This is a genomic window from Pseudomonas sp. 382 (assembly GCF_002759075.1).
In the GTDB taxonomy this organism is placed as follows: domain Bacteria; phylum Pseudomonadota; class Gammaproteobacteria; order Pseudomonadales; family Pseudomonadaceae; genus Aquipseudomonas; species Aquipseudomonas vlassakiae.
In genome coordinates this window covers 372,880-390,293 of record NZ_PEMX01000001.1, presented here as the reverse complement: position 1 = coordinate 390,293, position 17,414 = coordinate 372,880, and the positions used below count along the sequence as shown (strand labels likewise).

Genomic DNA, 17,414 nt, shown 5'->3' with positions numbered 1-17,414 from the left:
TTCAGTCCTGTTTGTCCTTGATGGCCTTGAGTAAAGCATCGATATCGCCACGCCGGCCCTGGTCGGCCAGCTCGCGCCCTGGCCGGGGCGGCGCCTGTAAAGCCTTCTGCAAGGCGGCAGTGGCTTCAGGGTAGCGCTTTTGCCGATACAGATGATCGCCCCAGAAGTAGTTGCTGTCGATCCCATTGGGGTTGATCTGCAGGGCCTTGCGCAGCAGCTTGTCGGCCATTTCACTGTCGCCAAAACCGATCGGCCAGCCCGGGACCTGGTCATAGAGCGTGCCCAGACTGGTATAGGCCGAGCCCTGCAGGGCGTTGGGGTCGAGTTTCATGGCCTGTTCCAGGCTGGCCTTGGCCGCCTTGACCTTGCCCAGCGCGCCCAGGCCACCGACGGCGCCCGCCCAACTGCTGTTGATGATGCCTTCCCAGATCAGAGGCTCAGGCGTGCCGGGGTATTGATGCACGAACGCCGTGGCATCAGCGGCCAGCTTTTCGAATGCATCGGCACGTTTTTCTTTGGGTAACTGGTACTGGATCTGTGCCCAGCGTTGCTGCAAATCACTCAGGTGTTGCGTGCCTGCAGTGTCCAGTGCCCAGCTGAAGGGGGCGAATGCCAGCAAGCTGGCGATGAGCAGACGCTTCATTTGCTCGACTCCTTGGTATGGCTACCGATATAGCGGCGAATAACTGGCAATTGCTTGCGCAGCGCACGGTCGACCACCCCCGGCAGCATGCCGTTGAGGCGCACGAACAGCTTCTCTGGCCAACCCAGGTACAGTTCGCTGCGCTCGGACTGCACCGCCTCGAGCACGGCACGGGCGACATCGGCGGGGTCGTCCATGCCGACTTTCAGCGCCTGGTTGAGCGCTGTCGCGGCACTGCTGTTCATGGCTGTGCGGGTCGCCCGAGGCGCTGCATACAACACGTTTACCGGGGTGTCGGCCAACTCCCGCCGCAGCGCTTCGGAGAACCCTCGCAAGGCAAATTTGCTGGCGCAGTAGCTCGCGTAGCCGGGGTAGCCGATCGAGCCATAGGTGGACCCGACATTGACCACCAGCGCCTTGGGTTGCTCGCGCAGCAGCGGCAGGCAGGCTCGGGTCAGCTGCAGTGGCGCCTTGAGGTTGATGTCCAGCAACTCGTCCAGCGCGTGTTCGTCCAGCTGGTCGAGCAAGGCGAAGCGGTTTACCCCAGCGGCGTTGATCAGCACATTGACCCCGCCCATCTCCCGGGCCCGGCTGACGACCTGCTCGCGCCCTTGCGCGGTACGCAGGTCGGCGGTCTGCCAGCGCAGGCGATCGGGGTAGCGATTCATCAGGCCCGCCAACTTGCCCAGGTGCCGGCTCACCGCGAGCACCCTGGCCCCGGCCGCGCACAGCTGCTCGGCCAGCTCCAGGCCAATGCCGCCGCTGGCACCGGTCAATACCACCACCGACTCAGGCAAGCGCATGCTGCACCTCGGCCTGGCTCGCACGCGGCAAGCCTTCGAACATCTCGGTGTACAACCGGTACACCACCTTGGCGGCGTGGATCACCGCCTGGTGGTCATCGACCTCGTCCAGGCGGTCCATCAGCCGCTTGTAGGTGACCATGTGGTCCTGGTCCAGCGCGCCGTGGGAGCTGAGGTAGCTGAACGCATTGTCCGGCAGCCCCAGGCTGCTCTGAATGGCACCTGCGGCATGGGTGGCCAGGGCGATGCTGGTGCCCTCGAGGACGTTGACCATGCCGAACAGCCCCACCGGGTTGCCCCGCGCAATCAGGTCGTACAGGTAGGCGACCATCAGCTCTATCGGCATTGCCGGCCGGCCGTCGCGTACCGCCTCCCAGTCACCACCGCAGGCCTTGATATCGTTGAGGATCCACTGCTCGTGGCCGTATTCCTCCTCGATGTATTCGCAGACGGCGCCGCGCAACCACTCCAGGCGCGAGGGCAAGCGCGCGCCGCAGGCCATCATCAGCGGCACGGTGTGGCGCACGTGGTAGTAGGCCTGGGTCAGGAACGCGATATAGCTGTCGCGACTGACGTGGCCAGCCAGGGCTTCACGAATCACCGGCACCGCGAACAGGGCCTGGCGCTCGTGGCTGGTTTGCAACTGAAGGGTATCGAAAAATGACATGACGGACCTCACAACTGGATGTCGGACAACAGGGTGTGATAACGCTGCAGGATCGCCTCGCGTCGCGGGCGGCCATTGGCGGTCAGGGTGTTTTCGCCGGCCGTCAAAGGGCCTGGCAGGCGCCGCCAGGCATGCACCCTGGCGTAGTCGGGCAAGGTTGCATTGCTGCGCTGCACCGCCTGCTCGATGGCTTCGTCGCTGGCACCGGGGTCAAGCGGCCAGAGCAGCGCCAGGTTGCGCGGCAGCCCTTCGCCATGCACGAAGGCCTGGGCGATCACACCGCTCTGGGTCAGCTCGGCTTCCACCCATTCAGGGTTGACGTTGCGCCCGAAGCTGGTGATGAACTGGTGTTTCTTGCGCCCATCGAGATACAGATACCCATCGTCATCGAAGTAACCCAGGTCACCCGTGGCCCACCAGGCCGACGAAGCGGGTGCTTCCCCCAGGTAGCCAAGCAGCACCGAACCGCTGACCAGTACTTCGCCATCCTCGGCGATTCGCACCTGAACGTGGGGCAGTGGCCGGCCGACGCTGCCCCGGCGCATCGCCCCCGGACGGTTGAGCGCCACCACCGAGGCACACTCCGACAAGCCATAGCCTTCGAAGACCGGCAAGCCAATGGCCTCGGCCCGCGCCAGCAGGCCAGGCGATACCCGCGCCCCGCCGACCGCGACGAAGCGCAGAGGGCCCACCTTCATCAGGCCGCGCTCGATCGCCGTGACCAGGCCCATCAACAGCTGCGGCACCAGGATCAGGCTCTGCGCGCCGCTCAAGGCGATGGCCCCGAGCAAGCGCTTGAAGTCGACCTGGCTGGCGCCGCCCATGCCCAGTTGCGCCTGGGGGTAAAGCAGCACCCTGGCCCCGGCCATGAGTGCGGCATAGACGCCCAGGTTTTCCAGCAGTACACCCAGTGGCAACACCGCCAGGTAGCGCTGGGGCTCGGTGGGCCGGCTGGCCAGCTCCAGTTCATGCGCGACACGCAGCATGGCATCGGCGCCAAGGCAAACGCCTTTGGGCGTGCCCGTGCTGCCGGAGGTATAGGTGACCTTGGCGGTGCCCGCTGGCAGCACCACCGGCGCTGCCAGATCGCGTGTCCAGAATGACTCCTGCTGGACGAAGCCCAGCTGGCTGAACACGCCCTCCCAGACCGGCTGGCAAAGCACCAGGCTTGCGCCGCACTGTTCGATGCAGTGGTGCACCTGCGCCTTACTGAAGAACGTTGGCACGATCACGCAGGCTCGCTCCGAGACCAGTGCCGCCAGGTCCCAGAACAGCAACTCAGGGCCGTTATCCAGCGCCAGCGCCAAAACGCCTGGGGGGTGGGCGCTCAAGGCCTTGGCGCGCAGCCAGACCTCGGCGAGCACCTGCTTGTAGGTGAACCGCTCGGTATCTCCCTCCACCGCCAGGGCATCGCCGCGCTCACGGCCGAGGTCAAGCAGCAATTGCCTGAAGCGTTCCAGTTCATGCGGCATGGCCGGTCTCCTCGTTGAGCACGGGCAGCCCCAGGCGCCGGAACACACCGGCCGACTCCAGGCGCTCGAAGCCATGGCGGATATTGCCGACGAACACCTGCGGATGCTGGTCGTAATAGTGCCCCCATTGCTGCGCCGCCTCGTCCAGGCGCGCGGGGTCGGCCTGCGCCACCACCGTCGGCACCAGCCCCAGGCGCTGGAAACTGTTGATCAGGGTCGCTGCGCCGGTGAATGCTACCCACTGCAGCCCACGGGTGGCGAGCAGCCAGGTCACGGTGGTGATCATGATCCGGGCGCTGCCGGCGCTGAGCGAGGCCAGGTTGCCAACCTCGACCATGCACTCGCGCCCCAGCGTCACGCCCGCCACCCTGGAGATCGCGTTTTCCAGGGGCTCATCCAGGTAGCCTTCGAGAAACAGCGGCCCACTGCTGGCCGGGCGCATCCCGGCCGCAGCCATCAGCCGCCCGTGGCTGTCGCGCAGGGCCAGTAGCTCTGGCAGGTAATGGTGGACATCGGCCTGGTGAACGTTTGCGAAACACTGATGAATGAAATGCTCCAGCTCACCACGCCCCTGCTCGCCTTGCAGGTGCAAGGACAAATGGGCATGGTGCTCAGCATGTGTGCCGATGGGTAATGGGAGCAGGCTGCTCCAAAGGGCTTGAGTCATGAATCTCCCCCCGAATGGGTTGGTCAGGGGGAGTATCCGTGGCGAATCTGAAGGGAATCTGAAGCGGCAGGCCTTCTACACCTGAGTTTTTTTACCCCGTGCCTCCAAGCCATTGAACAACGCCATCCCAGCCAGCATCGCAGCCACGAACAGCCCGCCTTGCCAGAACCCGCCGGCCAGCAGCACCAGGGCTGGCCCTGGGCACACCCCGGCCAGCCCCCAGCCGATGCCGAAGATCAGGCTGCCACCCACCAGCCGTCGGTCAATGTCACGCCGGGCAGGCAACTGCATCGCGCCGCCGAGTAAGGCCACAGCATGCCGACGCGCCCACGCCATGGGCAGCAAAGCAGCTCCGATGGCGCCCACCATGACCAGTGCCAGCGACGGGTCCCACTGCCCGGCGAGGTCGAGAAACCCCAGTACCTTGGCAGGGTTCGCCATGCCCGACAGCAGCAACCCCATGCCGAACAGCAACCCCGCGATGAATGCGCTGATGCGGCTCATGTCATGCTCCTTGGAAAAGGTGGCGAACCACGAAGACGGTGGCAAAGCCGGCCGCCATGAAGCACAACGTCGCTACCGCCGAGCGCGGGGACAGGCGAGATAGGCCGCACACCCCATGGCCACTGGTGCAGCCGCTGCCATAGCGGGTACCCAGGCCCACCAGAAGCCCCGCGACCATGAGCAACCAGGGGGCCGTGCTGAAATGTACCGGGGGCATAGCCGAGAACGCGCGCCACAAAAGGGGCGCGGCGAGGATACCCAGCAGGAATGACAGTTTCTCGCCTCGTCCCTCGGCCGTGCGCTGCAACAGCGAGCCGAGCAAGCCGCTGATACCGGCAATGCGCCCGTTCGCCACCACGAACAGCCCGGCGGCGAGGCCGATCATTGCTCCACCTGCCAGTGCCGACCACGGTGTGAAGGCCGCCATATCAACCAGCATCTCAATGCTCCCTATCTACCTGCGCAATTGCACCTGCTCCATCTTAGCGCTGTGCCTACAGCACCGGAACCAACCCATCGCGCCGCCGCATGTGCCCATGGACAGCCAATGATTGCTGCTAGACTTTGAAGACCTGTTCAGGAATCCATAACGCTGGATTGCCGGTGCAGCTCAGCGCCATCGAGCCCACTGCCGTGACAAGCCAGGACAGAAGCGACACCGCGCCGATCTGTGCCATGCTCGCCGGCAGCATGATGATGCCCGAACCCATCATGTTCACCGTTACCAGGGTCGTGAGCCGACCAGGCCCATCTTCTTTGCTGGATCACTCATGCTGCTCTCCTGCGCGTACAAGTCTCGATGAAACCGGCCCTTGCCATACCCTCATTCTCGTGCGCTGCGCCCCAGCCGCCGCGCCCCCGGCACTGCACTCACCCCGTGCAACACCACGCTGAGCAGGACGCAGGCGATGGTGCACGCGATGATCGTGCCACCCTCTTGCAACGGCGCATCCAGTATCAAGATCGCGAAAACGATTGATGCAAGGCCACGGGGGCCGAACCAGCCGATGAACAGGCGGCTCTCGGCGTTGAGTGAACTCCCCGCCAGGCTGAGCCAGACAGGCAGCATTCGCACCAACGACAGGCTCGACAATGCATAGAACCAGACCGACGGCGCCATGATCTGCGAAGCCTTGGGCGCCACGTAGGCGCCGAACACCACCCAGGTCAGCAGCGACAGCGCTTCACCGCATGACTCGCCGGTGACCAGCAGCGGCTGGGTTTCCCGCTTGAACAGGTAACCTGTCAACAGCCCTGCGCAGAATGCGGCGATGAAGCCGCTGCCCCCCAGCGCCTGGGCGCAGGCGAAGCTCAGCAACGCCAGCGCGGGCAGCACCAGTTGCTGCCAGGCCTCGATCTGCAGGCAATGGCGTTGCGACAGACGCAGCAACCCGCCCACCAACAGCGCAAGCGCCATCCCCGTGAGAACACCGATCCCCAACTCCTCCAGGAAGAAGTAGCCTGCCAGGGAAAAAGGCATCGTCGAGTGAGCCTCGGTCAGCAACGCCAACAGCAAGAGTAGTACCGGCACGCAAATGCCGTCGTTCAAACCGCTTTCGACATTGAGGCTCTCGCGCACATTGGCCGCAACCTCGGGGTTGCTCACCACGGCCTTGCCCAGCGCGGCGTCAATCGGGGCCAGGATCGTCGCCAACAGCGCCATCTCCAGCCAGGGCATGCGCGGGAACAGCAGCCAGGCGGCAAACCAGCCCGCAAGCAGGGTCAGCGGCAGCCCCAGGGTCAACAGGCGCAGAGGCAGGCTACGGGATTGACGCAATTGGGCCAGGTTGGCCTTGGCGGCATCATTGAACAGGACGATCGACAGGGTCAGCTCGGCCAGCAGGCGAAGATCGTTGCGGTCCAGCGAAAGGTTCAACAACCCAAGCCCGGAGGGACCTGCCACCAGGCCCGCCAGCAGGAACAACAGCGGACCATTGACAGGTTTGGACTCAAGCGCGCCGGCCAGGCTGGCGTACAGCACCAGCAAGGCGGCCAGAACAGCCAGGTTCTGATACATGGCCACGCCCCAGGATCAAAAGCGTATGTAGCAACGCTATCACTGCCCGTGCAGCGCGACGATCTGAAAGGTGGCAGAAGTTATCCTAGGTCAACTCTGCAGCTAATAATGATCTTGCGTCGGAAACGGCCGTGACCCCTGTTTCAGGAACGGAAGATCTCGAAGGGTTCCACGCGCAGCACCTTGCGGATACCCAGGTAACTGGAGGTACCGGCAATCAATGAAACCAGGCCAAACGTCAGTCCCAGGTTTCAATTCTGCCTGGAGGTGGTGCGCCATGGCCGAACCGCCGATGGCACCTGATTCAACTGCCAGGTGCGGGCCTGATGGTCAGGATGCTGCACGGCGCATGGCTGACAAGCCGCTCGGTGGTATCGCCGATCAGCTTGGCCCACTGCCTGGCCTGAACGGCGCCGACCACCACTACATCGGTTCCCAGCGCAGCGATATGGGACTTGATTACACGCAACGGCGCACCTTCGCTGAAGAACCGATGGCTGTGGGCGATGCCATGGGCATCGGCCAACGCATCGAACGGCAACTGCAGTGATTCACGCACTTCGTTCGCCCACGGGCCGGCGAGGTCAGGGTTGGCCAGCATGGCGATTGGCAGGTCGTACGCCGAAAGCAAGTGCAACTGGCCCTGGCATTGCATCGCCAGCTGTTGACCGGCAACGACCAGCGCGTCATTGAGCGGCGAGGGTTGCGAGACATCCACCGCAACCAGCACGTTAGCTGGCATGGCCGGGGCATTCGCCGGCACGAACATCAACGGCACCTCGCTCGCATGCAACAGCACCTGGTCAAGCGAGGTCCGGGCCAGCTGATCGATCAGGGAACAGTCCGGGCAGCCTTTGATCACCAGGTCAGGCGCGTAGCGGGCGATGCAGGCTGGCACCAGGTCGCGGGGATTGGCGGTTTCCACTGCCTCGAAACCCGGGCGTGCCCCCCTTGCCGGCTGTTCGTCGAGCAGTGCCTTGAGCTCAGTACTGAAGTGCACGAATGAAACGCTAGGCAATGGAGTTGCCTGCAACTCGTGGCGCAGACGCAGTTCGCCGGGTTCATGGACACCCAGCACCTGCAGGGCGGCACCAGACGCCGCCGCCAGGGCCATGGCCCGGAACAGCGCGGCGTTGGCCTGGGCCTCGGTCATGATCAGCAGGATCCGGCGATACGGGTTCATCGGGCACCTCCCGGCGCGGCTGCAGGTCTGCGTATGCATGCCATTATCGGAGCCGCGGCTGGTCCGTTCTTGATAAAAATCAAGGCCCCCAGGCGCCATCGCGGCACCCTACGCCTGAGCCCGTATGCCTTCCCGGCGACGGCCATCGCTGCGGAGGCCATCATGAACGCTTTGACGCGACTGCTACTGATCTGCCATCCGGACCTGCACCCGTCGCCAGCCATGGCGCGCGCCCAAGCCCTGGCCAAGGCTACAGGCGCCACGTTGCACCTGGTGGTGCTGAGCCAACTACCATCACGCCTGATCACCCTTGACCAAATGCTGCGCAGCAGTGCCCGCAAGCAAGACGCCGAGCACCGAAAGGCTTGGCTGCACGAGCAGGCGCAAGCGCTTGGCGAACAGGGCATTACCGCCTACCCCGAAACGCTGGACGACGATGACCCGCTCAAGGATCTGATCCGTCTGGCGCAGCTGCACCGCGTGGAAATGCTGATCAAGGATATCCGCCACGAGACCGTCGTCAGCCGTGCCCTGCTCACGCCACTGGACTGGCAGTTGCTGCGCCGCTGCCCGATACCGTTGCACCTGGTGGCTCAGGCTGAGGCGGCGCTGCCTGCACGGGTGCTGGCTGCGGTGGACCTGGTCGAGCACGACGCTGCGGTGCACAGGTGCAACGACCATGTCCTGCAGGCTGCACAGGTACTTGCGCAGCGCTGCAAGGCACAACTGCATGTGCTCCAGGCCTATGAACCGAGCCCCAGCTTCATGGCCTATGCCGCTGCACCGGTGGCCTGGACCAATGAGGTGATCGAAGAAGTGACAGGCAGGGCACGGGAACGCCTGACCCGCTTCGCGGACCACTACGGCATCAAGCCGGACCATTTGCACCTGATACGCGGGGCTGCCCGGAGTGTCGTCAGCGAATACGCCAACCAGCATGGCTTCGATGTGGTCGTCATGGGCACCCTTTACCACGAAGGCTTGGCCAAGGTCATCGGCAGTACCACCGAGCAAACCCTGTACAAAGTGCATTCGAGTATCCTGGCGATCCACGGCTGATTGGCCGCCGGGTTGCACTGCTCCCTGCAGGCAAACCGGCGGCCCGTCTCAATCGCGATGCCAATCGACGCTCAGATACCGCTCACTGTCGCTGTAGCGATAGCTGCAGGCTCCGTCATAAGCGGCTTGCAGTTCGTGTCCGATACGGTTGGCCAGGTGCGTGCCGGTGGTGGTCACCAGCAGTGCATCGTCCTTGCTGTCGATAGCGATCAGCCGCTCGAGTACGTGGGTCTGGCGCTCTTGCTGTTCGACACGCTGCATGAGCTGGCGAATCTCCTGTTCATGGACCGTGAGGAAACGGCCCGACACGCGCACCTGGCCCGCTGCGGCACGGTCTTCCATGCGTCGACAGGCCGGGCATACGGTGGACTCCACTGGCGCGAGGCCATTGGCTCCGTGCAGGTGCCATTCACCGTCGTGATAGACCGCGCCACATTGCGGGCAACGCGCGCTACCGCCCGGACGCAGGGGTGTGGCATAAGGATCGAAGGGACGTGACTTGAACAATTTGTCCTTGTGGCTTTTCTGATACTTGTCCATCGGCGTGCTCGCTGTACCAATTGTGAGGATCGCAGCCCTTGGCATGCGCTGACCCGCACAGTGTCCGCCGATGGCCCAGGCTGTACTTGATAATCGTCAAACCCAGCGGTGCTACACCGCTGGGGTCGCCGGTAACGACACAGGGAGCACCGCCCATGAACACCGCAGTGGTCCGGCTGTTGGCGCGCCCGGTGGCCATGGCCATGGTGGAAAAGCACCGGCAACACACGCAGCTCAGCGGTGAGTGCCTGGTGGGCAATGTGGCGGGCAGCACGGTCGTGCTGTTCGACGACATGATCAGCACCGGCCAGACACTCCTGCGGGCCGCTCAAGCCTGCCATCAAGCCGGCGCTTCTCGCATTCTGGCTGCCGCCACCCACGGCCTGTTCACCCACCCGGGGGCACTGTTCGAAAGCGGGATGCGCGAACGCATCCTGGTCGCCGACAGCATCAAGCCCTCCCGCCTGCCAGCCCCTTGCCAGGCCCGGCTGGACATCGTCGACACCAGCGCCTTGGTCGCCGAGCACCTTACGCCCCTGGCGTAGTCAGCCGCACAACCCTATACCACGAGGATATTGCAAGGCACCTGATACAACACATGCTCGGTGGTGCTGCCGAACAGACGGTCCAGTCCCCGGGCGATGGGCCGCCCCATGACTAGTACGTCGACCGGCTGTGATTCGACGTATTCGCTGAGCACCGCGACCGGACGGCCCAGGACGAAGTGACGGCGTTGCGCTGGCGCCCCGAAGCGATCGGCGAGTTTGTTGAAATCGTCCTCCAGCGCCTGACGCATGGGCTCGGCAATGTCACCGATGGCCCAGGCGGCATAGCCCATGTCGCCCATGTAGGCCATCGACAGGTCGCAGGCGTGCAACAGGTCCAGTTGCGCCCCGGTCTGCAAGGCCAAGGCGCTGGCCTGCTGGACGATGCTGTCGTTACGGGCTTGCCCTTCTGGCGAGGTGTCGGCCACGTCCACCGTCGCCACGACCTGGCGCGGCAACGCTGGCCGGCTGGCACCGAGCAAGTAGACCGGGACCGGGCAGTGGCGCAGCAGTTGCCAGTCAAGCGGCGTGAAGAACGCGCGCTTGAGCGCTGGCTCACGCTCGACCTGCTTGAGCAGCAGGTCCGGTTGCATGTCCAAGACGTGCTGCAGGATGTCATCCTGCAGGTCATTGCTCCAGGCGACCTCGGTGGTCACCTGCACGCCAGAGGCGCGCAGCGCATTCGCCTGGGCTTCCAGCTGTTGCTGCTGAGCAAGCCGGTAAGCCTCCCGCTCCGCCTGATGCTTGCCCGACTCCAGTAGCCAGAGTTTGTCCAGTGATTCGAGCAAGGCGACGATGTGCAGGCTGGCCGATGCAGATCTGGCCAGTGCCACGGCCTGCTCCAGGGCAACCGCCTGGTGCAGCATTGGGCGCATGATCAGTAACAGGCGTTGATAGTGACTCATGATTGCCTCCGACAGTGGGCCGGCCTGATCATTCAGGTCGCTCGGGTTGCATCTAGAAGGTCGGCGCTTTTCGCTGGACGCGATTGACCGCTGTTGCCAGCATCCGGCCAACGCCGCCCTTGGCGCTTGATCTGAATCAAGCGTGCGATCCCTGTTACGGTGGTCACTGTCGGTCAAGGTAGCGATACAAGGCTTCTTCCTGGTCGAAATGCAGTTTCGCCAAGGTATCCAGGCGTATGAGCTGGTGCTGGATTTCGTCAGCGCTGGGGTGGGCGGCGGCCTGGGTGAAATCTTCGCTCATGCGCGTCAGCAAATGGATCAGCCTGAACATTTCCCGGTGGGTATGGCTGAGCGGTGAGAGCGGATCCTCGCCCCCCATGTAGCGGCTCAACAACGGGTATAGCCGCTGCTCGTCGTCCCGTTCATGGCGCTCCAGCAAGCCATGCAGGGCGGCGACCAGGTGCCCGAGGTCGGCCCGCGCCTGGTGTGCAGGGCGGCTGGCAAAATCCCGCGCCATCTGGCTCAGTTCGGTCAACAGAGCGTCCAGTTGCCGATGCTCGTCCTGCATGCGCTGCAGGCTGGCGGCCGGCAGCCCGTTGCGGCCATCACCGGCAACCGGGCCGAGGGCGCGCAGGGCATTGAGGATGATCAACAGGTCGATGCCTTCCTGCAGTATCGCCCCCATCACCGCAGGCAGGTAGCCGGCCGCAGCGCACAGCATGGCCAGCAGCGAGAGGCTCATGCCCACCCACACGCCTTGGCGGGCAATGCGCACGGCGTGTCGGGCGATGTCGAGCGCTTCGATCAGACGATCCAGCCTGTCGACCAGCAAGACCACGCCGGCTGACTGCGCCGAGGCCGTCACCCCGGACGCTCCCATGGCCACCCCGACATCGGCGGCAGCCAGTGCCGGCGCATCATTGATGCCATCCCCGACCATCAGCGTGGGGCCTTTTTGGCGACCTTCCTGAACCAGGCGGACCTTGTCCTGCGGTGAAAGGCCAGAGCGAAGCGCATCGATACCCGCCGTCAATGCGATCATTTGCGCCGTCTGGAGGCGGTCACCAGTCAGCATGACGATCTGGTCGATCCCGCGGGCTCGAAGCCGACGCAGGGTCTGGGGTGTTTCCCGTCGCACCTCGTCGGCCAGCCGCAGCATCGCTTTCAGTTCACCGTCCACGGCCACGAAACTGCCACTGCTGGCCAGATAGTCGAGCTGCTGCAAGCACGCCTGTGCCCAGGGGCCCGCCTCCCTGCCCTGCTGCACGTAAGCCAGCAGCCCCAAGCGCACGGCCTTGCCTTGCACCTGGCCGGCCAAACCCTGGCCTGGAGCCTCCTGTACCTGTTGTGGCGGCGCCAGGCCAAGGCCCCGCACGAGGGCCGCGTCGACAATAGCCCGGGCGATCGGATGGGTGGATGCCTGGGCCAGTGACGCGGCCACTGCAACACCTGCAGCGGCGCGCCATCCCCGTTGAGTTCGATCGATTGCAAGCGCGCATGACCACTGGTCAAGGTTCCGGTCTTGTCGAGAAAGACCTGGCGGACCCCGGCAAGCGCCTCCAGCACCGCGCCATCGCGCACCAGTATGCTACGCCGCGCCGCTCGCGAGATGCCCGACAGCACGGCAATCGGTACCGCCAGTATCAGCGGGCAAGGCGTGGCGACCACCAGCACCGCCAGCACGCGCTGCGGGTCGCCACTGGCCCACCAGGCAAGCGCGGCGATCAGCAACGTCAGCGGGATGAAGGCCAGCGCGTAGCGGTCCGCCAGGCGCACGAAGGGCGCCCGGGACTGGCGTGCCGTCTCGGCCAGGTGCACGATGCCGGCATAGGTGCTTTGCGCCGCGGTCCGCGTGGCCACCAGCAGCAACGGCGCGCCAGCGTTGCACACCCCACTGGCCACCGACTCGCCGCAGTGGCGCGTGACGGGTAACGACTCGCCGGTCAGTGCCGCCTCGTCCAGCGTGGCCTGTGAACTCTGCAGGCGGCCGTCCACTGGCACGATTTCACCCAGGCGCACCAGCACGGCCTGACCTGGCCTGACCTGGTCTACCGCAACCTCGCGCAGCCCGTCCTGTTCCTGGATCCAGGCGCGTTGCGGCGCCCGGTCGATCAGCGCGCGCAGTTCGCGCTCGGCATGACGCACGCTGAACGCTTCAAGTGCGCGACCAGTGGCCAGCATCAGCGCCACCACCGCAGCCACCAGCATGTTCTCCAGGGCCAGCGCGGCGCCGATCGACAACAAGGCAATCAGGTCGATACCCGCCTCGCCCCGGGCCAGGCGCCTGAACATTTCCACCGCCAGGACCCCGGCCATGACCAGGCCGCCAGTGGCCCAGGCCAGCGCGGCCCAGGCAGGCCGCTGCGCCGCGTAGGCCACGCCGCCGGTCAGCAAGCCCAGCAGGCAGACCATCAAAAGTGTGGGGTCGAGCCATCGACGCAGCATGGCGGGCTACTTGCGTCTGGCTTGCTGGCGCAGTTGCTGCACCTCGTCCTGAGCCTGGATCGCCCGTCGCAGTGCCTCGTTGGCGGTCTGCTCGACCAGATCGATGCGGTAGCACACTTGATCGGCGCGCAACCGTGCAGTGGCGGCATTGTCCTCCGCCGACTCCAGGCGCGCATCGTATTCCTCGGCGCGCCACGCCGTGCAACCGGACGCGCTAACCAGCAGCAGGCCGGCCAACCCGCAAAGCACATAACGTCGCATGTCGATACCCTCGTGCATGCCCAGGACACGCTGAGTATCCGGGGCGGCGTGCGCCCGAGCCTGACATTTGTCAACCGTGAGCGGCCTGTTCACCGGGTTTGACCTTTATCAATCGCGCTGCGGGGCACAAGGGTAAAAACAAGGACTCAGGGCACTTGAGCCCCTCCCCCTGTCCGCTACCGGAGCCGATCATGAACGACCTTGACCTGCGAGACCTTGTGCTCGAAGAGCTGGAATTCAAACCTGATATCAATGCCGCCAGCATCGGAGTGACGGTGCAGAACGGTGTGGTCACCCTCTCCGGGCACGTCAACAGCTATGCCCAGAAAGTCAGTGCCGAGCGCACGGTCAAGGCCATGAAAGGCGTGCGCGGGCTGGCCGAGGAGATAGAGGTACGCCTGAACAAACTCGAAGGGACCGCTGACGACACGATTGCCAGCCGCGCCCTGAACATCATCGCCTGGAGCTCGGACGCCAACGTGGAGGGCATCAAGGTCACCGTGCAAAAAGGGACGGTAACCCTGGAGGGCCAGCTCGATTGGCAATACCAGAAGGAAGCGATCGAGCAGGCGGTCTGGCGCCTGTCGGGCGTGGTTGGCGTGCACAACCGCATCACCCTCAAGGCCCGCGCCGACGCGGTCGATATCAAGCGCCACATCGAGGACGCACTCAAGCGCAGCGCCGAAATCCAGGCCGAGGGCATCCGCGTCACGGTCAACGGTGGCGTGGTCAAGCTGGAAGGCAAGGTGCACTTGCTGCGCGAGCGGGAAGTGGTCGAGCGTGCGGCCTGGTCGGTGCCGGGCGTGAGCAAGGTCGAAGATTACCTGTTGATCGCCTAGCGCCGCCGCGCCGAGGAGAAATGGCCATGAACAAGGATCAGCCCTGGAAGCTCTACTTCCTGGCAGTCGGCCTGGCGGTGCTCGCTGCCGTGCAGTTCGGCCTGTTCAGCCAGCCGGCCGTGCAAGCCATTCCCTACAGCCAGTTCCTGCAATTGCTCGATCAGCAGAAGGTCAGCGACCTGCATGTCGAGCACGAGCGTATTCTCGGCAGGCTGCAGGAGCCGATCGATGGCCACTCGGTGTTCTCCACCGTGCGCGTCGACCCGGCACTGAGCGAGCAGCTGGGGCGCTCTGGGGTGGCTTTCTCTGGCGTGGTCGAGGACAGCACGCTAGCGACCGTGGTGGGCGCGATGATGCCACTGTTGATGATGCTGGTGCTGTGGTACTTCCTGTTCCATGGCCTGGGGCAGAAGCAGGGGCTGGGCGGGTTGATGGGGGTGGGCAAGTCGCGCGCGCGGGTCTATGTCGAACATGACACCCAGGTGACCTTCGCCGACGTGGCCGGTATCGACGACGTCAAGGGCGAGCTGACCGAGATCGTGTCCTTCCTGAAAAACAAGGCGTGGTATGCGCGCCTGGGCGCACACGTGCCCAAGGGCACCTTGCTGGTAGGCCCACCGGGCACCGGCAAGACCCTGGTCGCCAAGGCCATCGCCGGGGAAGCGGCAGTGCCGTTCTTCTCGATTTCCGGCTCGGAGTTCGTGGAGATGTTCGTGGGCGTGGGCGCCGCGCGGGTGCGTGATCTCTTCGAGCAGGCCCGCCAGGCCGCACCATGCATCATTTTCATCGACGAGCTCGATGCCCTGGGCAAGATGCGCGGCGTCGGCAGCTTTGGCGGCAATGACGAGAAAGAACAGACCCTCAATCAGTTGCTCGCCGAGCTCGACGGCTTCGACCCACGGGAAGGCGTGGTGCTGTTGGCAGCGACCAATCGCCCGGAAGTGCTGGACCCGGCGCTGCTGCGTGCCGGGCGCTTCGACCGGCAGATCCTCATCGACCGGCCCGACCGCAAGGGCCGCCTGGCGATCCTGAAAGTCCACCTGCACAAGATCATCTACAAGAACGACCTGGACTGCGAGCGGATTGCCGAAATCACCCCGGGCCTGACGGGCGCCGACCTGGCCAACCTGGTCAACGAGGCTGCCATCGTCGCTACCCGGCGCTCCAGCCAGTGGGTCGAGTTGGAGGACTTTACCGCTGCGGTCGAGCGCCTGGTGGCGGGTGTCGAGCGCAAAGGCAGCGTCTTGCGCAGTGACGAACGCCAGGTGGTGGCCTACCACGAAATGGGCCATGCCCTGGCCGCCAGCAGCCTGCCGGCCATGGACCCGGTACACAAGGTGTCGATCATCCCCCGCGCTGCGGGTTCATTGGGTTACACCCTGCAGCGGCCGACCGATGACCGCTTCCTGATCAGCGCGCAGATGCTGCGCGACCGCCTGGTCGTGCTGATGGCCGGGCGCGCCGCCGAGCACCTTGCGTTCGGCCAGGTCTCCACGGGCGCCGCCGACGACCTGGGGCGCGCCACCGACATTGCCCGCCAGCTGGTCACCCGCTTCGGCATGAATCCGGTGTTGGGCCAGGCGGTACTGGAGCGGCAACAGGCCGGTTTTCTGGGCGACTCGATACTGCACCAGGCGCACAAGGACTACTCCGAGCAGACTGCGCGCGAGATCGACCTGGCCATCCGCGGTTTGCTGGAAGAAGCCTATGGCCGTGCCCGCTCTTTGCTGGAGCAGCGCCGCAGCGACCTGGATGCAGGCGCGCGCCTGTTGCTGGCCAAGGAGACCATCACCCCCGAAGAGTTCCCGGCGTTGCGACCACAGGCCGCTGAGCCCGCCACCTATGTGCTGGTCAATGCCACGAAGTGAACCGTCAATCCTGGCCAGGGTACCTGCCATGCTCTCTGTGACACTGATCAACATGCTGGTGGTGATCCTGGTGGTGATCATTCATTACGAATGCCTGCTGCGCCTGAATGACTGGCTGCCTCGGCTCAAGCTCTGGAGCCGCTTTCGCATCGTGGCAGGCGTATTCGGTGCACTGCTGGCCCACGCTGTGGAGGTGTGGTGCTTTGCCCTGGCCTATTACCTGATGGCCCATGCCCGAGGCTGGGGCACGCTCAGCGGCAATTTCGACGGGAGTTTCCTCGACTGCGTGTATTTTTCCTTCACCACCTATACCACGATAGGTTTCGGTGACATCGCGCCCACCGGCCATTTGAAGTACCTCACCGGCCTGCAGGCCCTGACGGGTCTGGTGCTGATCACCTGGACCGCGTCTTTCCTGTTCCTGGAAATGCAGAAGTACTGGAAGGCCAAGTAAGGTAACGGTCCAGGTTGTCGCGCCCAAGCGCGCTCAAAGGTCTTCGCCGCGAAGATCTTCCTCCCGCCGGCTCTGTTGGCGGATCAGCAGTGACAGTTCGTGCAGGTGGTCCGACAGCAGGCCCACCAGGTCGTCCGCCGTGGCGATTCCGACCAGCAGGCCGAAATCATCGACTACCGGAATGCGTCGGATATTGGCGCGGCGCATATTGAGGATCACATCGAACAGGTCCTCGTTCTGGTTGGCGGTGATCAGAGGCCGGGGCAGCACATCGATTGCCTGCAGGTCTTCCTGATCCGGTGGGTTGCGCGCAATGATGCGCAACGCCAGGTCGCGATCGGTGATCAGGCCGATGGGCCGACAACGCTCGCGGTCGACATGTTCGGCCAGCACCAGATCCCCAACATGGTACTGATTCATCATGCGCGCCGCGGCATGGATGGAGATACCGGGCGGTGCGGTGACCACGTCCCGGTTGCAGTATTTGCCAATGGACATCACGTTCTACCTCCACAGGCGGAGCCTCCTTGCTCCTCGATGCA

At 64.6% G+C, this 17,414-nt stretch carries 18 protein-coding genes and 2 pseudogenes; 5 read left to right on the top strand and 15 right to left on the bottom strand.

What is annotated here, in order from left to right; all coding sequences use genetic code 11:
- Position 1 precedes the first annotated feature (1 nt).
- The 10 genes and pseudogenes from CQW31_RS02030 to CQW31_RS01990 form a co-directional block, all read right to left on the bottom strand.
- Positions 2 to 643, bottom strand: coding sequence for a hypothetical protein (locus CQW31_RS02030; protein WP_054887718.1), 642 nt, complete (start codon positions 641 to 643; stop codon positions 2 to 4).
- Positions 640 to 1,446 carry an SDR family oxidoreductase gene (locus CQW31_RS02025; protein ID WP_099813593.1) on the bottom strand — a complete coding sequence of 269 codons (807 nt, stop codon included), beginning with the start codon at positions 1,444 to 1,446 and terminating at the stop codon, positions 640 to 642. The genes CQW31_RS02030 and CQW31_RS02025 overlap by 4 nt, the downstream gene beginning before the upstream one ends.
- The gene (locus tag CQW31_RS02020) at positions 1,433 to 2,113 is read right to left on the bottom strand and encodes a TenA family transcriptional regulator (protein WP_054887720.1); all 681 of its coding nucleotides are present in this window, start codon (positions 2,111 to 2,113) and stop codon (positions 1,433 to 1,435) included. The genes CQW31_RS02025 and CQW31_RS02020 overlap by 14 nt, the downstream gene beginning before the upstream one ends.
- An 8-nt stretch (positions 2,114 to 2,121) precedes the next feature.
- Positions 2,122 to 3,585, bottom strand: coding sequence for an AMP-binding protein (locus tag CQW31_RS02015; protein ID WP_099813592.1), 1,464 nt, complete (start codon positions 3,583 to 3,585; stop codon positions 2,122 to 2,124).
- Positions 3,575 to 4,252 carry a thermostable hemolysin gene (locus CQW31_RS02010; protein WP_099813591.1) on the bottom strand — a complete coding sequence of 226 codons (678 nt, stop codon included), beginning with the start codon at positions 4,250 to 4,252 and terminating at the stop codon, positions 3,575 to 3,577. The genes CQW31_RS02015 and CQW31_RS02010 overlap by 11 nt, the downstream gene beginning before the upstream one ends.
- 75 nt (positions 4,253 to 4,327) lie before the next feature.
- Positions 4,328 to 4,756, bottom strand: a complete 429-nt coding sequence (locus CQW31_RS02005) for a DUF6691 family protein (RefSeq protein ID WP_099813590.1) — start codon at positions 4,754 to 4,756, stop codon at positions 4,328 to 4,330.
- A 1-nt stretch (position 4,757) separates the two neighbouring features.
- Positions 4,758 to 5,195: a YeeE/YedE family protein gene (locus CQW31_RS02000; RefSeq protein ID WP_054887724.1), complete on the bottom strand. Its 438-nt coding sequence runs from the start codon at positions 5,193 to 5,195 to the stop codon at positions 4,758 to 4,760.
- 169 nt (positions 5,196 to 5,364) lie between these two features.
- Positions 5,365 to 5,528: pseudogene (locus tag CQW31_RS31555) on the bottom strand (putrescine-ornithine antiporter); the annotation flags it as partial.
- A gap of 51 nt (positions 5,529 to 5,579) precedes the next feature.
- Positions 5,580 to 6,773, bottom strand: coding sequence for a cation:proton antiporter (locus tag CQW31_RS01995; protein ID WP_099813589.1), 1,194 nt, complete (start codon positions 6,771 to 6,773; stop codon positions 5,580 to 5,582).
- 304 nt (positions 6,774 to 7,077) lie between these two features.
- Complete coding sequence (locus tag CQW31_RS01990; protein ID WP_099813588.1) at positions 7,078 to 7,956, bottom strand: universal stress protein; 879 nt, start codon at positions 7,954 to 7,956, stop codon at positions 7,078 to 7,080.
- Positions 7,957 to 8,118: 162 nt separating this feature from the next.
- On the opposite strand from CQW31_RS01990, the gene CQW31_RS01985 reads away from it, so the two are divergent.
- Positions 8,119 to 9,015 (top strand): universal stress protein, encoded by an 897-nt coding sequence (locus tag CQW31_RS01985; protein WP_099813705.1) that lies wholly within the window; start codon positions 8,119 to 8,121, stop codon positions 9,013 to 9,015.
- Positions 9,016 to 9,063: 48 nt separating this feature from the next.
- Here the strand turns inward: CQW31_RS01985 and CQW31_RS01980 are convergent, their stop codons facing one another.
- Positions 9,064 to 9,555, bottom strand: coding sequence for a BCAM0308 family protein (locus tag CQW31_RS01980; protein ID WP_054887728.1), 492 nt, complete (start codon positions 9,553 to 9,555; stop codon positions 9,064 to 9,066).
- A 155-nt stretch (positions 9,556 to 9,710) separates the two neighbouring features.
- On the opposite strand from CQW31_RS01980, the gene CQW31_RS01975 reads away from it, so the two are divergent.
- A complete protein-coding gene (locus CQW31_RS01975) occupies positions 9,711 to 10,100 on the top strand; it encodes a phosphoribosyltransferase family protein (RefSeq protein WP_082433700.1) in 390 nt (129 codons plus the stop codon).
- Positions 10,101 to 10,114: 14 nt separating this feature from the next.
- Here CQW31_RS01975 and CQW31_RS01970 read toward each other — a convergent pair whose 3' ends face one another.
- From CQW31_RS01970 to CQW31_RS01960, 3 genes and pseudogenes are all read right to left on the bottom strand, one after another.
- Positions 10,115 to 11,005 carry a universal stress protein gene (locus CQW31_RS01970; protein ID WP_099813587.1) on the bottom strand — a complete coding sequence of 297 codons (891 nt, stop codon included), beginning with the start codon at positions 11,003 to 11,005 and terminating at the stop codon, positions 10,115 to 10,117.
- Positions 11,006 to 11,168: 163 nt separating this feature from the next.
- A pseudogene (locus CQW31_RS01965) lies at positions 11,169 to 13,450 on the bottom strand (heavy metal translocating P-type ATPase).
- A gap of 6 nt (positions 13,451 to 13,456) precedes the next feature.
- Complete coding sequence (locus CQW31_RS01960; protein ID WP_054887798.1) at positions 13,457 to 13,711, bottom strand: hypothetical protein; 255 nt, start codon at positions 13,709 to 13,711, stop codon at positions 13,457 to 13,459.
- 191 nt (positions 13,712 to 13,902) lie between these two features.
- On the opposite strand from CQW31_RS01960, the gene CQW31_RS01955 reads away from it, so the two are divergent.
- From CQW31_RS01955 to CQW31_RS01945, 3 genes are read left to right on the top strand one after another with little or no spacing between them, the layout of a single operon-like run.
- Positions 13,903 to 14,550 carry a BON domain-containing protein gene (locus CQW31_RS01955; RefSeq protein WP_054887731.1) on the top strand — a complete coding sequence of 216 codons (648 nt, stop codon included), beginning with the start codon at positions 13,903 to 13,905 and terminating at the stop codon, positions 14,548 to 14,550.
- Between the two features lie 26 nt (positions 14,551 to 14,576).
- On the top strand, positions 14,577 to 16,418 hold the full coding sequence (gene ftsH, locus CQW31_RS01950; protein ID WP_099813586.1) for an ATP-dependent zinc metalloprotease FtsH: 1,842 nt from the start codon (positions 14,577 to 14,579) through the stop codon (positions 16,416 to 16,418).
- A gap of 28 nt (positions 16,419 to 16,446) precedes the next feature.
- The gene (locus CQW31_RS01945; RefSeq protein WP_099813585.1) at positions 16,447 to 16,872 is read left to right on the top strand and encodes a potassium channel family protein; all 426 of its coding nucleotides are present in this window, start codon (positions 16,447 to 16,449) and stop codon (positions 16,870 to 16,872) included.
- 33 nt (positions 16,873 to 16,905) lie between these two features.
- Here CQW31_RS01945 and CQW31_RS01940 read toward each other — a convergent pair whose 3' ends face one another.
- Positions 16,906 to 17,370: a CBS domain-containing protein gene (locus CQW31_RS01940; RefSeq protein WP_099813584.1), complete on the bottom strand. Its 465-nt coding sequence runs from the start codon at positions 17,368 to 17,370 to the stop codon at positions 16,906 to 16,908.
- Positions 17,371 to 17,414 lie beyond the last annotated feature (44 nt).

Coding starts and splice junctions, on each gene's coding strand:
- CQW31_RS02030 (WP_054887718.1), bottom strand. CDS start 643: ATGAAGCGTCTGCTCATCGCCAGCTTGCTGGCATTCGCCCCCTTCAGC.
- CQW31_RS02025 (WP_099813593.1), bottom strand. CDS start 1,446: ATGCGCTTGCCTGAGTCGGTGGTGGTATTGACCGGTGCCAGCGGCGGC.
- CQW31_RS02020 (WP_054887720.1), bottom strand. CDS start 2,113: ATGTCATTTTTCGATACCCTTCAGTTGCAAACCAGCCACGAGCGCCAG.
- CQW31_RS02015 (WP_099813592.1), bottom strand. CDS start 3,585: ATGCCGCATGAACTGGAACGCTTCAGGCAATTGCTGCTTGACCTCGGC.
- CQW31_RS02010 (WP_099813591.1), bottom strand. CDS start 4,252: ATGACTCAAGCCCTTTGGAGCAGCCTGCTCCCATTACCCATCGGCACA.
- CQW31_RS02005 (WP_099813590.1), bottom strand. CDS start 4,756: ATGAGCCGCATCAGCGCATTCATCGCGGGGTTGCTGTTCGGCATGGGG.
- CQW31_RS02000 (WP_054887724.1), bottom strand. CDS start 5,195: ATGCTGGTTGATATGGCGGCCTTCACACCGTGGTCGGCACTGGCAGGT.
- CQW31_RS01995 (WP_099813589.1), bottom strand. CDS start 6,773: ATGTATCAGAACCTGGCTGTTCTGGCCGCCTTGCTGGTGCTGTACGCC.
- CQW31_RS01990 (WP_099813588.1), bottom strand. CDS start 7,956: ATGAACCCGTATCGCCGGATCCTGCTGATCATGACCGAGGCCCAGGCC.
- CQW31_RS01985 (WP_099813705.1), top strand. CDS start 8,119: ATGAACGCTTTGACGCGACTGCTACTGATCTGCCATCCGGACCTGCAC.
- CQW31_RS01980 (WP_054887728.1), bottom strand. CDS start 9,555: ATGGACAAGTATCAGAAAAGCCACAAGGACAAATTGTTCAAGTCACGT.
- CQW31_RS01975 (WP_082433700.1), top strand. CDS start 9,711: ATGAACACCGCAGTGGTCCGGCTGTTGGCGCGCCCGGTGGCCATGGCC.
- CQW31_RS01970 (WP_099813587.1), bottom strand. CDS start 11,005: ATGAGTCACTATCAACGCCTGTTACTGATCATGCGCCCAATGCTGCAC.
- CQW31_RS01960 (WP_054887798.1), bottom strand. CDS start 13,711: ATGCGACGTTATGTGCTTTGCGGGTTGGCCGGCCTGCTGCTGGTTAGC.
- CQW31_RS01955 (WP_054887731.1), top strand. CDS start 13,903: ATGAACGACCTTGACCTGCGAGACCTTGTGCTCGAAGAGCTGGAATTC.
- ftsH (WP_099813586.1), top strand. CDS start 14,577: ATGAACAAGGATCAGCCCTGGAAGCTCTACTTCCTGGCAGTCGGCCTG.
- CQW31_RS01945 (WP_099813585.1), top strand. CDS start 16,447: ATGCTCTCTGTGACACTGATCAACATGCTGGTGGTGATCCTGGTGGTG.
- CQW31_RS01940 (WP_099813584.1), bottom strand. CDS start 17,370: ATGTCCATTGGCAAATACTGCAACCGGGACGTGGTCACCGCACCGCCC.